Source organism: Photobacterium piscicola (assembly GCF_900166965.1).
GTDB lineage: Bacteria > Pseudomonadota > Gammaproteobacteria > Enterobacterales > Vibrionaceae > Photobacterium > Photobacterium piscicola.
Genome location: NZ_FUZI01000002.1, coordinates 277,812 through 292,362 on the forward strand (window position 1 = coordinate 277,812; position 14,551 = coordinate 292,362).

Here is a 14,551-nt window from a genome sequence, read left to right on the forward strand (position 1 = left end):
ATGTCATTCTTTTCACAGTTTACTTCACCGAAAAAACTGCGTGATCGTGGCATCATGGGGATGAACAAACGTAACCATAGCTATATCGGTCGTTATAACGATCGTAGCCGTTTTCCCCTTGTGGATGACAAGCTAAAAACCAAGTTCATTGCCCAACAAGCGGGAGCTACGGTTCCTGATTTGATTGGTGTTATTGATAGCCAAGCAACCGTGAAGCATATTCATCAGATGGTTAAAGACTGGCCTGGGTTTGTAATCAAACCCGCTCAAGGCTCTGGCGGTAAAGGTATTCTGGTGATTGTGAAGCACAAAGATGGCGTTTATGTAAAACCATCCGGTGCCGAAATCAATCAACAAGATGTTGAACGCCACATTACCAATACCCTTGCTGGATTATTCTCGCTCGGGGGCAAAAATGATGTTGCGATGGTCGAAAACCTGATTCAATTTGATAATGTGTTTGATGGTTTTAGCTATGAAGGTGTACCTGATGTACGCGTAATCGTATTTAAAGGCTACCCAGTGATGGCAATGATGCGTTGTTCAACAGCAGCATCTGATGGCAAAGCTAACCTTCACCAAGGTGCTGTTGGAGTGGGAATTGATATTGCCTCAGGCAAAGCGATTCGAGCAGTCCAGTTTAACTTACCCGTTGAACGTCATCCCGACACTGAACGCTTATTAAGTGAGCTTAAAGTACCTGAGTGGAACAAGCTATTGGTACTTGCAGCCAGTGCGTGGGAAATGACCGGTTTAGGCTACATTGGTACCGATATGGTATTAGATAAAGACAAAGGTCCGATGGTACTAGAGCTAAATGCTCGCCCTGGCCTCGCTATTCAAATTGCGAATGGTACGGGTTTATTACCACGTCTGCGTCATATTGAAGCTATGGGAGTCACGGCACACACACCAACGCCGGAAGAACGCGTGGCTTACTGTGCACATCAGTTTGGTGCTAAACCTGATTTCTAAACAAGTATCAATGCGATAATATTATTAGCCCTGACATGTTCAGGGCTTTTTATTGCCTAAAATAAATCATTAAAGTTATTGTTTTTTATGTCGATAACCTTAATACCTTATTTAACATGGCTTGTTATTAATTACATGCAAACTCAATCACTTGATAATGTACAGCTTATTAATGAAATTCAACTCGGCACAAACCTTAACCATGCGGTTGAAGGTGGGCGTCGCGCTGATTTTGCGTTAATGTTAGCGTTATTATCTTCTGATCTGCATGAGAACATTCCTGTTGATACTACCCCCATCGAAATACAATCATCACAGCAACTGCGGGCTTATTTTGAAATTCCAGCATCACAGCCTCTCACAGCGACAGCAGCTTGCTATCAGCGCGCAGCTGAACAAGCACACGCTTTTCATCAAGCAAGTTTAACCAGCACCCGTTTACTCGCACAGTTACAGCCAACAGCTCTGTCCTACCCGCCACAACAAACAAAAGGTTTACCGGAAGATTTGTTTCATAACTTATCGACTCACGAACGTCGTAAGCTGCCACCAATTGAACCAAAACCACTGCAAGCAACACCGCAAGATCTGTATTTAGCATTGATCAAATCTAAACGTATGAGTGAAATAAGCTGGGCTGCTTAAGCTAATATTTGCAGTTAGTCAAAGATAAAATATGCCATTTATGATGCAAAAATAATAACCATATTTGATCGTGATATTGCTCATAATTTCTTCTTTATTATTATTAGTTTGCGAGCTTATTGACTAGTATTGATGATAGTAATGGCCTTAGATATAACTGCTATAATATTAATACCAATAAGGCTTTAAATAAGACGATTTAAACATTAAGGCTAGGAATATATGCATATCGGACAATCAGTCGCTATCATCACCGATGCTGGTAATCCTATTGGTAAAGCGGTGGCACTTCATTTCGCATCATTAGGGGCAACCTTGGCACTGGTCGATAATAACGAAATTGAACTAAAAAAAACCTTACAATCTTGTCAAAAAATCAGTGAGTCATCCGCAGCTTTTTACATAAAATACTATGATGAACCCAGCATTAGCACCCTCTTTCAGCAGGTCAGGGAGCGATTTGGAGCGATTAATATTTTATTAAATACTTGGACAGGTGCAGAAATACCGCATTTATTATCACCGACCTCTATTAGTGATTTTAATAACACCATGCAAAAAAGCGCCGCCAGTTTTTTTATATTTGGTAAAATAGCCGCCGAATTTATGCAACACCAACCCCATCAAAGTGTAATTGTGAATCTTGCATTGAGCCATGAAAATCATCAGCCTCATACACCAACAACCAGTAAAACTGTAGTGAGTGGATTAACTCAAAATTGGGCCAATGAACTGGCAGATTTTAATATTCGCGTTGGTGGAATTGTGCCGATTAACCTACAAGATAAACCCAATGAACAACAGGGTATTGTCAATGTTCCGATGCAAGACGAAATTGCACGTAATGTTGAATACATTGTGCGTAATGATTCGTTTAGTGGGCGAATGATAGAATCAGAAATGGGCGTCTAAACAGAATAAAATAATCATCTAATCAAGCTGGCTGAGTATGAATACTTGGCCTTTTTTATGTTTAGAGGTTGCGAGGTTGCGAGGTTGCGAGGTTGCGAGGTTGCGAGGTTGCGAGGTTGCGAGGTTGCGAGGTTGCGAGGTGAATTTTAAGCACTTATCAATGATGATGTAAATCCCCCAAAACAAAAAGCCCGTCTATTGCTAGACGGGCTTTTTTATATTTTAGTCAGTAAAGATATTAAGCTTTTGCTTTTTTACCTTTTGCAGCAACTTGTGCTGGCTCTGATTTTTTAGCTACTGCTGTATCTTCAAACGTTTCACCGTCAGCGTATACTTTACCGTAGTAAGAAGCGATTAATACTTCTTTAAGCTCTTTAATCAATGGGTAACGTGGGTTAGCACCTGTACATTGGTCATCGAACGCATCTTCAGCAATTGCATCAACTTTAGCCATAAACGCAGCTTCATCAACACCAGCAGCTTGAATTGACAATGGAATATCCAATGCAAGTTTAAGCTCTTCTAACCAACCAAGTAACGCATTAACTTTCGTTTCAGTATTACCTTCACGGAAGCCTAAATGCTCTGCAACTTCAGCATAACGAGCACGTGCTTTAGGACGGTCGTACTGAGAGAACGCAGCTTGTTTAGTTGGGTTGTTAGTCGCATTAAAACGAACAGTATTCGAGATTAATAGCGCATTCGCAAGACCGTGTGGAATATGGAATTCAGCACCTAATTTATGTGCCATTGAGTGACACACACCTAGGAAAGACTGCGCAAAAGCCATACCAGCGATTGTTGCTGCATTGTGAACTTTCTCACGTGCAACTGGATCTTTCTTACCGTTAACGTAAGAACTTGGTAAGTACTCTTTAAGCATCTTAAGAGCTTGAAGAGCGTGACCATCTGAGTATTCGTTAGCAAGAACAGAAACGTAAGCTTCTAATGCGTGCGTTACTGCATCATAACCACCGAATGCACATAAAGACTTAGGCATATCCATTACAAGGTTAGCATCAACAACTGCCATGTTTGGCGTTAGTTCGTAATCTGCTAATGGGTATTTTTGACCCGTCTTTTCATCAGTTACAACAGCAAATGGTGTAACTTCAGAACCAGTACCAGAAGTCGTTGTGATACATACTAATTCAGCTTTTTGACCCATCTTAGGGAACTTGTAAATACGTTTACGGATATCCATAAAGCGCATTGATAGGTCTTCGAAATCAGTTTCTGGATGCTCGTACATTACCCACATGATTTTCGCAGCATCCATCGGTGAACCACCACCAACAGCTAAGATAACATCAGGTTGGTAACTTGCACATGCTTCAGCACCAGCTTTAACTACTGCTAATGTTGGATCTGCTTCTACTTCATGGAATACTTCAACTTCCATGCCTTTCTCTTTCAAGATTGAACGTAGGTCATCGATGTAACCGTTGTTGAATAAGAAACGGTCAGTTACGATTAGTGCACGTTTTTTACCTTCAAGATCAGTCATTGCGATTGGTAAACAGCCGCGACGGAAGTAGATAGATTTTGGTAGTTTATGCCACAACATATTTTCTGCTCGCTTAGCTACAATTTTCTTGTTGATAAGGTGCTTAGGACCTACGTTCTCAGAGATAGCATTACCACCCCAAGAACCACAACCTAACGTTAGTGAAGGTGCTAATTCAAAGTTGTAAAGGTCACCGATACCACCTTGAGATGCAGGTGTATTCACAAGAATACGAGCAGTTTTCATTTTGTCGCCGAAGTACGCAATGCGATCTTCGTTATTATCTTGGTCTGTGTAAAGTACTGACGTATGACCAACACCACCTATGTCTAATACGATACCTGCTTGACGCACAGCATCTTCAAAGTCTTTCGCTTTAAATAGACCTAGTGTTGGAGATAGTTTTTCATGCGCAAATTCATCATCCCATGAAGCTTCTAGGCCTTCACCGATAAGAATTTTAGTTGACACTGGTACTTTAACATTTGCTAGCTCAGCAATTTTGTACGCTGGTTGGCCAACGATATTAGCGTTAAGTGCGCCATTGATAAGCAGTACTTTACGTACTTTATCTGCGTCTTCTTTACTTAGAACAGCTGCGCCGTATTCAGCGAAACGAGCTTTAACTTCCTCGTAAATAGACTCAACAACGATTGCAGCTTGCTCAGAAGCACAGATAACACCATTGTCGAATGTTTTAGACATTAGGATTGAAGAAACAGCACGTTTAATATCAGCAGTTTCATCAATAACAACTGGCGTATTACCAGCACCGACACCGATTGCAGGTTTACCTGAAGAGTAAGCTGCTTTAACCATGCCTGGACCACCAGTAGCAAGGATCATGTTAACATTATCATGCTTCATTAGTGCATTTGATAATTCAACAGAAGGTTGGTCAATCCAACCAATGATATCTTTTGGTGCGCCCGCTTTAATTGCTGCATCTAATACAACTTTCGCTGCGTAGTTAGTTGCATTTTTAGCGCGTGGGTGTGGTGAGAAAATACAACCGTTACGTGTTTTAAGACAGATTAGCGATTTAAAGATTGCTGTTGAAGTAGGGTTTGTCGTTGGAACGATTGCACAAACAATACCTACAGGTTCTGCGATAGTGATCGTGCCGCCTTCATCGTTACGATCGATAACGCCACACGTCAATTCATCTTTGTATTTATTGTAAATGAACTCAGAAGCAAAATGGTTTTTAATAACCTTGTCTTCCATGATACCCATGCCAGACTCTTCTGCAGCCATTTTTGCAAGCTCGATACGAGCAGTTGAAGCAGCTAGAGACGCAGCACGAAAGATTGTATCAACTTGTTCTTGTGAAAAGCTTGCAAATTCTTTTTGAGCCGCTTTAACACGTGCTACTAAAGCATCAAGTTCAGCTAAATTAGTTACAGGCATATTCTTTCTCCAAAAATAAAAACTATAAAATTCATTAAAAATCATTTAGTAAGAATATGCTGAAATCTTTTTACATAAGAGCGTTAAAATTCATTAACACTTTCAACAATACACATACTTAGTAAATTGCTTTCAAAACTGATTATAATTTTTCACACTGTAAAAGAAATTGATTTAGATCACCACACCATCAAAATGGTGAAATAATCATTAAAACATGAAATATAGTGTTTTTATCATGCTTTTACATGCAATTTCATGAGCCTAACGGTTGATTTAACTAATATCTATCAAAACCATTTATTTCACAAGACGAAATATTACGTAATAAAAATACATTTACTAGCCCCTATCACGTCCAAATGTGACAGAAATCACGATTTATTACGTTAACTGCTCAATATTTGTTGCATATAATCCTGCTGAATAATTGATTCACTAAGCCTAATATACAAAATCACACTTTACATAATTTATCTGACATAAAATTATCCACGTCTGAAGTCGCATTAATTGGCTTTTATCGGTAGATGAAATAGTTCGCTTAGATTAAAATATGGCCGCAATGGTATTTTTCAACCATACATCCTTATAGAACACGGGCAGAGATAATGGTTATAAAGATCACATAATTTAGCTATCGTTTGATCTTTATTACCAATATGACAATAAAAACACATATTGTTTTTATTATTCTCGCCACAATAAATGAAGGTAATTTAATAGGTAATAACTATGCAGGCTTTTGATATAGCAATATTTTTACACTTTTTCGTTGGGCTTATTGCCACTGTCAACCCTGTAGGTATCATGCCTGTTTTTGTGTCACTTACTGGAGCAATGAGCCCAGAAGAGCGAAATAAAACCGCATTAACAACCAATGTTGCAGTTGTTATTATTTTAGTTGTCGCATTAATAGCTGGGCAACATTTACTGGATCTATTCAGTATTTCTATTGAGTCATTTCGTGTTGCAGGCGGTTTACTGCTACTCAGCATCGCATTTTCAATGATGAGCGGTAAAATCGGCGAAGTTAAACAGAACAAAGAAGAGAAATCAGAGTCCATCAGCCGGGAACAAGTGGGAGTCGTTCCGTTAGCGATGCCATTAATGGCCGGACCGGGTGCTATTAGCTCAACCATCGTATACGGCGCTCGCTACCCAGGCTTGACATCTACCGTGGGCATTGCAATCACGATTGCCATCTTTGCATTTTGTTGTTGGTTATTATTCCGCTCAGCCCCTTATATTGTGCGTTTTTTAGGTCAAACAGGCATTAACGTTATTACACGTATTATGGGTTTGATTCTAGCGGCTCTGGGTATTGAGTTTATAATCAATGGACTACGTGTGATGTTGCCAGGATTAAGCTAACTATTACTATCAACGATCTAAGCCTCAGCCTATTCATTCGCTGGGGCTTTTTTACCTCTGATAAATACTTAAGTCACTGCTGGGTTTTGATATACTAGATACTATTCAAGCCAATTAATAACACACCATAAACATTAAAATATTACGTTGGCGTCTTATCTGTTAATAAATACAATTAAATTATGACAAAACTAACACTCACTCCAAGACAGCGTCTCTATCAAATTATTTTCGGCACTTCTACCCGCTTAGGTCAATGGTTTGATATTGCTTTAATTATTGCCATTGTAAGTTCTGAAATAATTTTAATTATCTCATCAGTTGCAAGCATTGAATCGCAGTACTCCCATTTATTGGTTATTGCTGAATGGTCATTTACGATTCTATTCACTATTGAATACATTTTGCGCTTATATTGCTCTCCGCGTCCCCTTGCTTATATGCGTAGCTTCTATGGTGTGATTGACTTAATGGCGATTTTACCCGCTTATATTGCCTTTTTAATTCCAGGGTCGAACTACTTACTCATCATTCGCCTTATTCGTGTGTTACGTATTTTTCGCGTTCTCAAACTGGCAAGGTTTCTTCGTGATTCCAATATATTATTACGTTCACTTCGTCACGCTCAGCGTAAAATATTTGTCTTTTTTAGCTCAGTTTTAATTCTGGTAACAGTGTTTGGCTCGTTAATGTTCATTATTGAAGGTCCTGAAAATGGCTTTACCAGTATTCCCAAAAGTATTTATTGGGCAATTGTCACAATCACTACGGTTGGTTATGGCGATATTGTGCCGCATACCGTCATGGGTAAGGCATTAGCGTCATTAACCATGTTGTTGGGTTACTCCATTCTTGCGGTGCCTACGGGTATTATTACTGCAGAATTAAATCAAGAGATGAAGACCCATCGTGACCTTATTCGTTGCCCTAATTGTGCGACAAGTGGTCATGAAATGGAGGCTGAATATTGTAATAAATGTGGTACGAAATTACCTGAAACATTATAACGCCAATAAAAAGCCCGTACTAACACTGAGTACGGGCTGTTTACCATCAAAAATGATGTTTAAGTCATCGTGTGTAAATTAATGCTGTTGAGTGTGCTGTTGTAAGAAGTTAACCGCTTTATCTGGAAAATCAGTAAAAACACCATCAACCCCCGCTTGATTATAAAACACCTCTAACATGCCATCGTAATCTTTAACATAGGCTGGAATACGATCTTTATCCGCTCTAAAAGTATAAGGATGCACAACCATACCGTTCGCATGGGCATTTTTCACCATATCGGTGAGTTCAATGTGACCTAAAGTTGAACTGTCTTTTACTATCATCGGTTTCCACGGGCCAATACCATCAGCATATTGAGACAAGACTTTCATACCATTTGGCTCAAACATCCAATCATAACTATAAGGATGTGCTTTACCTGCTTTGTCATACTCCATGGTCTCATTCCAATCTGTTTCCGCCATCAACTGTACTAAATTCAAATCCATGCCCATGGCTGGCATTAATTGATCATTAATACGTTTAAGCTCATTGAAATCAAACGTTTGTAAATAAACATTACTGTTTTTATCAATATAACCATATTGCTTTAGTACTGTTAATACCGCTTTACTGATGTCTTTGCCTTCATGGCGATGAAACCATGGCGCTTTAATTTCTGGATACAAGCCAATGTCATAACCCAAGGTTTTATTTAACCCCTGAATCATTTCAATTTCTTCTTGGAACGTTGGAACGGTAAAATGAGACTTCCAAATAGGGAACCGTTCAGAGAAACCTTGTACTTGCTTACCTTCCTTAATATCAAAGCCTTCTGTCACACTTAACTGTTTAATCTCTGCCAAGGTAAAATCAATCGCATAAAAACGACCATCTTTACGGGCTCGATTGGGAAAAACAGCAGCAACATTGGTCACCCGATCCAGATAATGGTCATGTAACACCACCAACTTATCATCTTTCGTCATTACCACATCTTGTTCGATATAATCTGGCTTCATCGCATAAGCAAGTGCCTTTGCTGGTAAGGTATGTTCAGGTAAATAACCTGATGCACCACGGTGGGCAATAACGACTTTATCAGTATTAGGTTGAGCAATAACATGCGTGGACAATACAGCGCAGCCAATCATTGTTGCTAGAATCATTTTTTTCATTATTATTCCTTCAATCACACATTGGTTCATATCGAACATGTAAATGCTCATTCGAAACAAATGATACGGATAATAAATGACAGTTTTGCGATCGAATGCGTATATAATGCTTTTTTCAGCTTAAATAATAACTTTAATTCTCAAATGGTGACTTTAATTCCAAAGTGGAATAAAGCTATTAAATATTCATCGTATCGACTTATTTATTTCATACTTTGCTTCTACCACGTCTATAACGTGATAAAAATCAAACAGTAATAGCAGTAATAGCAGTAATAGCAGTAATAGCAGTAATAGCAGTAATAGCAGTAATAGCAGTAATAGCAGTAATAGCAGTAATAGCAGTAATAGCAGTAATAGCAGTAATAGCAGTAATAGCAGTAAAAATCATATAAACAAGCTGACATTACGCCGATAACATAAAATAAAGATATAAAAAAACCGAGGCAGAATACCTCGGTTTGATAAACAACAGATTTAATTATTTACGACGCCAAGTTGTACCTTGTGCACCATCTTCTAAAATAATGCCCATCGCAAGTAACTTATCACGCGCATCATCAGCAGCAGCCCAATCTTTCGCAGCACGCGCATCTAAACGCTGTTGAATTAACCCTTCAATTTCAGCCACGTCATCTTCTTCACCTGCACCACCTTGTAAAAAAGTTTCAGGATCTTGAGATAATAAGCCTAAAATGTCAGCCAACTCTCGCATACGCGCACCTAACAAAGATGCAGCTGCAATATCATCCGTTTTAAGACGGTTGATCTCACGCGCCATATCAAACAATGTAGAATATGCTTCAGGCGTATTGAAATCATCATCCATCGCTTCTTTAAAACGAGCAACGAACTCTTCACCACCAGCAGCTTCTACTGATGTATCTAAGCCACGTAGTGACGTATATAAACGCTCAAGTGCTGAACGCGCTTGTTTAAGATTATCTTCACTGTAATTAAGCTGGCTACGGTAATGACCAGACATTAAGAAATAACGTACAGTTTCAGGATCATAATGATTTAATACGTCGCGAATAGTGAAGAAATTACCTAGTGATTTAGACATCTTTTCACGATCAACCATCACCATGCCACTGTGCATCCATGTATTCACATATTGACCATCGTGAGCACAGCATGATTGCGCAATTTCATTTTCGTGGTGAGGGAATTGTAAATCTGAGCCACCACCATGAATATCAAAATGATCGCCAAGAATAGATGAGTTCATCGCTGAACATTCAATATGCCAACCAGGGCGACCAGGGCCCCATGGTGATTCCCATGTTGGTTCACCAGGCTTCGACATTTTCCACAAAACAAAGTCTAACGGACTGCGTTTTGCCATATCGACATCAACGCGCGCACCCGCTTGAAGTTGATCAAGATCTTGCTTAGAAAGACGACCATAATCGTCATACTTGCTCACTTCAAACATTACATCGCCATTTGATGCAACATAAGCAAAGCCACGTTCAATTAAACGCTCACAAAGCGCAATAATTTCAGCAATAAATTGCGTCGCACGTGGTTCAACATCAGGACGTTTCATGCCTAAAGCATCAAAGTCAGCATGCATTTCACTAATTAGGCGTTCTGTTAATGATTCACAGCTTTCACCATTTTCAGCAGCACGCTTAATGATTTTGTCATCGATATCAGTAATGTTACGAACAAAAGTAAGATCGTAGCCTGAGTAACGCAAATAACGCGACACAACATCAAAAGAGACAAATGTACGACCATGTCCGATATGACATAAATCGTAGATCGTAACGCCACAAACGTACATACCGACTTTGCCAGGATGGATGGGTGTAAATACTTCTTTTTGTCGTGTGAGCGAATTATAGATCTTTAACATGTCTCAGCATTACTCATTAATTTCAAATTTGTCGTAATTACACCTTTTATAGCATTTGATCGCAAGGAAAATTCAAGGATGGATGCTATTTTAGCAATTAGTGCAGATTAAGCGGGTAATGTTTGTCTGACACGGCTAAGGTAAGTTAATATCCACGCTTAAAGAAAATACTCCATTAAAGGAAAAAATCATGATCACTCTTCACACAAATTTCGGTGACATCAAAATTAATCTTTTTGAAGATAAAGCACCGGTAACATGTGCTAACTTCCTACAATACTGCCGTGACGGTTTCTATAATGGCACTATTTTCCACCGCGTTATTGATGGTTTCATGGTTCAAGGCGGCGGCATGCTTCCTGGTATGGAAGAGAAAGAAACTCGCGCAACAATCAACAATGAAGCAAACAATGGCCTAAGCAACAAAACAGGCACATTAGCAATGGCGCGTACTAACGCACCACACTCTGCTAGCTCACAGTTCTTCATTAACGTAAAAGATAACAACTTCCTAGACTTCACTGGCGAAAACATGAGTGGCTGGGGCTACTGTGTATTTGCTGCTGTTGTTGAAGGCATGGATGTAGTAAACAAAATCAAAGCAGTAAAAACAGGCCGTAACGGTTACCACGACGACGTGCCTGTTGAAGACGTTATCATCGAAAACGTAACAATCGAAGACTAATACTTCGCAAAGGGCGGTCAATTACCGCCCTTTATTAATCTCTTATGACCACATTATTTATCTCAGATTTGCACTTAAGTGCTGAACGTCCTGACATTACCGCTTGTTTCTTACGCTTTATGGCCGAAGAAACCCACCATATCGATGCCTTGTATGTATTAGGGGATTTATTTGAAATGTGGATAGGCGATGATGAAGACTCCCCTTTCTTACAGCAAGTCAAGCATGCCTTCAAAATGCTGACTGATGCTGGTACACCGTGTTACTTTATTCATGGCAACCGTGACTTTTTAATTGGTAAACAATTTAGCCGTCAAACGGGAATAACCTTATTGCCTCAGCATACGGTGGTTGATCTATATGGTACACCAACCTTAATTTTACACGGTGATACGCTATGTATTGAAGATCAAGCCTACCAACGTTACCGTAAAAAAGTTCACAATCCTGTTATCCAATGGTTGTTTGCCCGATTACCATTATCATACCGAGTTAAAGTCGGGGATAAATTCCGCAGTAACAGTGGTAAGAATAATCAAACTAAAAGCCAATCGATTATGGATGTTACTCAAGCAGAAGTGGTACGGGTAATGCGCGATGCACATGTCACTCAAATGATTCATGGCCACACACATCGACCTGATATTCATGATCTTGATATTGATGGCATTCCTGCACAACGCATTGTTCTTGGTGATTGGTATGATCATGGCTCAGTGCTGGTATATCACCCCGATGGATATCAATTAGAAACACGCGATTTCAGTGCTTCTAACTCGAAATAATAAGTATAAAAAAAGGTACGACATGCGTACCTTTTTTATTGCTATAAAATCTCATACTGATCATTTATTAGCGTAATACTTATTGTGCTTTTACCACTGCATTAGGCATCACTTTTCTATCAGCAAGCCATGAGCGGTACATAGTGAACGAAGTATAAAACACCACGATACACACTAGCCACGATAACACATGCATATTTAATGACTTCACTAAATATGCAGCAATGATCACCATTATCGGTCCAACAACGGCAACGGTTACCGTTGCGCGACTATTAAAACGATTATGGCGAATAAAGCTAGCTGATGAGAAAAAGCTTAAAAATGCACATGAACACATCATGACCGGAAAGGCCGCCAACGGATTCATCCCCAGAAGGTAAATCATTACCATACAGGGTGCATACAAACCAATACCCACCGTCATTAACGCGCCAAAAATAAAGTTACCAATAATTCCAATAACCAATTTCCAGCCGCTTAAACCCAGGCTACTGCCACCTAATGGAAAGAGCTTTAATTGACCAGCAAGCATTAAGCCTGCCACAATTAACAAAGCAACACTCATTACGATGCGAATATGTTGCCGATCCCAACTAGAAACTAACCGCGCCCCCATTGTGGCACCAACGCAGGCTGCCGCCACCAAGCTTAATAATGTCACTGAATCAACAGCGACAGCAGTCATAAAAATAAATGACTGAAACACAGTGGGGAGTACTGATTGGCTATTCAGTGTTCCAGGTAATTGTTGATCATCAATAAGCTTAAACTGTTTATAACCTGAGGTCATAATGGCAAAACTGCCAATACCTAAAGTGTCACAAAAGTGCGCAAAGCCACCGATAATCGCAATCGGGATAATACGTGTATCAGCTTCCTGCTTGTGATTTCTTCGCCATGCTGCCAACAACATCACACAAAAGATACCACCACCAACAAGCAATCCCGCTTGTATCAAGGTAAATATGGACATAACTACTATTAAACAAAAAAGAGGGTTATTTGAGGAGCACAAAAGGTGCATTGCAAATGGCAATTATTCCAGCCGCAAATATTATGTACTTATACGCTATGAGTTACCATTGTTTTAGTCATTCCATCAATATATTGCGGTAAATATAAACACTGATTGCTAATTGAGATAATGAAAACGTAAACTACCCCTAATTTCTTTATTAAAATCGGCTTAAAAAAGATGTCAAAACACCATAATGAATGTCCTTGCGGCAGCCACAAACCGCTTGTTGAATGCTGTAAACCCATTCATCTTAATCATGCATTAGCAACCCATCCAGAACAGCTTATGCGTGCGCGTTACAGTGCTCATGTGCTGGGTTTAGTTGATTTTGTAATACAAACATATCACGCCAGTTGTGAAGCAGAACATCACCGTGAAGCCATTGCCGAGTCGATTAACCTTAAATGGCTAGGCCTAGAAGTTATTAGCAGTGAAATTGCGGCTGATGGTCAGGGTTTTGTTGAATTTAAAGCAGGTTATAAAGAAGCAGGTGAAGAATATATACTGCAAGAGCGTTCTCGATTTGTGCAAGAATCCATTAATGGTCAATGCTATTGGTTTTACATTGATGGTGAATACCCTCAGCCTCCACCAAGCGAACAACCGCCAGCACCGAAGCCAATAACCGTTACTAAAACTGTTGGTCGTAATGATCCTTGTTCATGCGGTAGCGGTAAAAAATATAAAAAATGCTGTGGCTAATGCTAACGTATTAACACCACTCATCAATAAAACTGAGTAAGGATGCTCAGTTTTATTAATGTGTTATTTGTTGCTCTATTGAAAAAACACACTTAAATAATTTACATTTAAAGAATACCATCCTCTATCTTTAATTTTAAAAGTAAAACAATCCATTATAGTTCATCATCTTACCAATAAAAATACTGCATCCCATCCCTTCAGCGTATCAATACAAACAATTAACATTTATTTTAACTTTTCGCTTAAATTATTGTTGCAAAAAACAACAGCCTTCGTTAGTGTGAATGACAACAACAAATAATGTTCACCCTTATTGAGTAACTATTTATGCGTATCCAAATGATTCTATCTCAACATCATCATCATCCTGACTAGTCTTTCGGGAGGATACGCCTCACCCTGGAAGACGTCTTTTTTCTTCCAGTGGTCATAACGGAATATCTCATTCAGACCCTCGGAAGAAACTTCTTTCGAGGGTTTTTTAATACCTGATTTTCAAT

The 14,551-nt window shown here is 39.3% G+C and carries 13 protein-coding genes and 1 other annotated feature; of the genes, 8 read left to right on the top strand and 5 right to left on the bottom strand.

Annotation, left to right across the window (positions count from 1 at the left end; all coding sequences use genetic code 11):
* The 3 genes from CZ809_RS07495 (at position 1) to CZ809_RS07505 (ending at position 2,532) form a co-directional block, all read left to right on the top strand.
* On the top strand, positions 1–975 hold the full coding sequence (locus CZ809_RS07495; protein ID WP_080156806.1) for an alpha-L-glutamate ligase-like protein: 975 nt from the start codon (positions 1–3) through the stop codon (positions 973–975).
* Between the two features lie 135 nt (positions 976–1,110).
* Positions 1,111–1,620, top strand: coding sequence for a VC2046/SO_2500 family protein (locus CZ809_RS07500; protein WP_080157178.1), 510 nt, complete (start codon positions 1,111–1,113; stop codon positions 1,618–1,620).
* Between the two features lie 222 nt (positions 1,621–1,842).
* Positions 1,843–2,532: an SDR family oxidoreductase gene (locus CZ809_RS07505; RefSeq protein WP_080156807.1), complete on the top strand. Its 690-nt coding sequence runs from the start codon at positions 1,843–1,845 to the stop codon at positions 2,530–2,532.
* Between the two features lie 238 nt (positions 2,533–2,770).
* Here the strand turns inward: CZ809_RS07505 and adhE are convergent, their stop codons facing one another.
* Positions 2,771–5,449, bottom strand: a complete 2,679-nt coding sequence (adhE, locus tag CZ809_RS07510; RefSeq protein ID WP_080156808.1) for a bifunctional acetaldehyde-CoA/alcohol dehydrogenase — start codon at positions 5,447–5,449, stop codon at positions 2,771–2,773.
* Between the two features lie 735 nt (positions 5,450–6,184).
* Between adhE and CZ809_RS07515 the strand changes: the two genes are divergently transcribed.
* Together CZ809_RS07515 and CZ809_RS07520 are read left to right on the top strand one after the other, a co-directional pair.
* Positions 6,185–6,823 (top strand): YchE family NAAT transporter, encoded by a 639-nt coding sequence (locus CZ809_RS07515; RefSeq protein ID WP_080156809.1) that lies wholly within the window; start codon positions 6,185–6,187, stop codon positions 6,821–6,823.
* Between the two features lie 182 nt (positions 6,824–7,005).
* Complete coding sequence (locus CZ809_RS07520) at positions 7,006–7,830, top strand: ion transporter (protein ID WP_080156810.1); 825 nt, start codon at positions 7,006–7,008, stop codon at positions 7,828–7,830.
* A 78-nt stretch (positions 7,831–7,908) separates the two neighbouring features.
* Here the strand turns inward: CZ809_RS07520 and glpQ are convergent, their stop codons facing one another.
* The 3 genes from glpQ to cysS form a co-directional block, all read right to left on the bottom strand.
* Positions 7,909–8,991, bottom strand: a complete 1,083-nt coding sequence (gene glpQ / locus CZ809_RS07525; protein ID WP_080156811.1) for a glycerophosphodiester phosphodiesterase — start codon at positions 8,989–8,991, stop codon at positions 7,909–7,911.
* Between the two features lie 247 nt (positions 8,992–9,238).
* The gene (locus CZ809_RS21170; RefSeq protein WP_159447940.1) at positions 9,239–9,382 is read right to left on the bottom strand and encodes a hypothetical protein; all 144 of its coding nucleotides are present in this window, start codon (positions 9,380–9,382) and stop codon (positions 9,239–9,241) included.
* 90 nt (positions 9,383–9,472) lie between these two features.
* A complete protein-coding gene (gene cysS, locus CZ809_RS07535; protein WP_080156812.1) occupies positions 9,473–10,855 on the bottom strand; it encodes a cysteine--tRNA ligase in 1,383 nt (460 codons plus the stop codon).
* A 190-nt stretch (positions 10,856–11,045) separates the two neighbouring features.
* Between cysS and CZ809_RS07540 the strand changes: the two genes are divergently transcribed.
* Positions 11,046–11,540: a peptidylprolyl isomerase gene (locus CZ809_RS07540; RefSeq protein WP_036795443.1), complete on the top strand. Its 495-nt coding sequence runs from the start codon at positions 11,046–11,048 to the stop codon at positions 11,538–11,540.
* Between the two features lie 44 nt (positions 11,541–11,584).
* Complete coding sequence (lpxH, locus tag CZ809_RS07545; RefSeq protein ID WP_080156813.1) at positions 11,585–12,325, top strand: UDP-2,3-diacylglucosamine diphosphatase; 741 nt, start codon at positions 11,585–11,587, stop codon at positions 12,323–12,325.
* Between the two features lie 79 nt (positions 12,326–12,404).
* On the opposite strand, the gene CZ809_RS07550 is transcribed toward lpxH, so the two are convergent.
* Positions 12,405–13,301, bottom strand: coding sequence for a sulfite exporter TauE/SafE family protein (locus CZ809_RS07550; protein WP_080156814.1), 897 nt, complete (start codon positions 13,299–13,301; stop codon positions 12,405–12,407).
* Between the two features lie 222 nt (positions 13,302–13,523).
* Between CZ809_RS07550 and CZ809_RS07555 the strand changes: the two genes are divergently transcribed.
* Positions 13,524–14,048 carry a YchJ family metal-binding protein gene (locus CZ809_RS07555; protein WP_045039299.1) on the top strand — a complete coding sequence of 175 codons (525 nt, stop codon included), beginning with the start codon at positions 13,524–13,526 and terminating at the stop codon, positions 14,046–14,048.
* 353 nt (positions 14,049–14,401) lie between these two features.
* Positions 14,402–14,537, top strand: a sequence feature (His leader region).
* The last annotated feature ends 14 nt before the right edge of the window (positions 14,538–14,551 follow it).

Coding starts and splice junctions, on each gene's coding strand:
- CZ809_RS07495 (WP_080156806.1), top strand. CDS start 1: ATGTCATTCTTTTCACAGTTTACTTCACCGAAAAAACTGCGTGATCGT.
- CZ809_RS07500 (WP_080157178.1), top strand. CDS start 1,111: ATGCAAACTCAATCACTTGATAATGTACAGCTTATTAATGAAATTCAA.
- CZ809_RS07505 (WP_080156807.1), top strand. CDS start 1,843: ATGCATATCGGACAATCAGTCGCTATCATCACCGATGCTGGTAATCCT.
- adhE (WP_080156808.1), bottom strand. CDS start 5,449: ATGCCTGTAACTAATTTAGCTGAACTTGATGCTTTAGTAGCACGTGTT.
- CZ809_RS07515 (WP_080156809.1), top strand. CDS start 6,185: ATGCAGGCTTTTGATATAGCAATATTTTTACACTTTTTCGTTGGGCTT.
- CZ809_RS07520 (WP_080156810.1), top strand. CDS start 7,006: ATGACAAAACTAACACTCACTCCAAGACAGCGTCTCTATCAAATTATT.
- glpQ (WP_080156811.1), bottom strand. CDS start 8,991: ATGAAAAAAATGATTCTAGCAACAATGATTGGCTGCGCTGTATTGTCC.
- CZ809_RS21170 (WP_159447940.1), bottom strand. CDS start 9,382: ATGATTTTTACTGCTATTACTGCTATTACTGCTATTACTGCTATTACT.
- cysS (WP_080156812.1), bottom strand. CDS start 10,855: ATGTTAAAGATCTATAATTCGCTCACACGACAAAAAGAAGTATTTACA.
- CZ809_RS07540 (WP_036795443.1), top strand. CDS start 11,046: ATGATCACTCTTCACACAAATTTCGGTGACATCAAAATTAATCTTTTT.
- lpxH (WP_080156813.1), top strand. CDS start 11,585: ATGACCACATTATTTATCTCAGATTTGCACTTAAGTGCTGAACGTCCT.
- CZ809_RS07550 (WP_080156814.1), bottom strand. CDS start 13,301: ATGTCCATATTTACCTTGATACAAGCGGGATTGCTTGTTGGTGGTGGT.
- CZ809_RS07555 (WP_045039299.1), top strand. CDS start 13,524: ATGTCAAAACACCATAATGAATGTCCTTGCGGCAGCCACAAACCGCTT.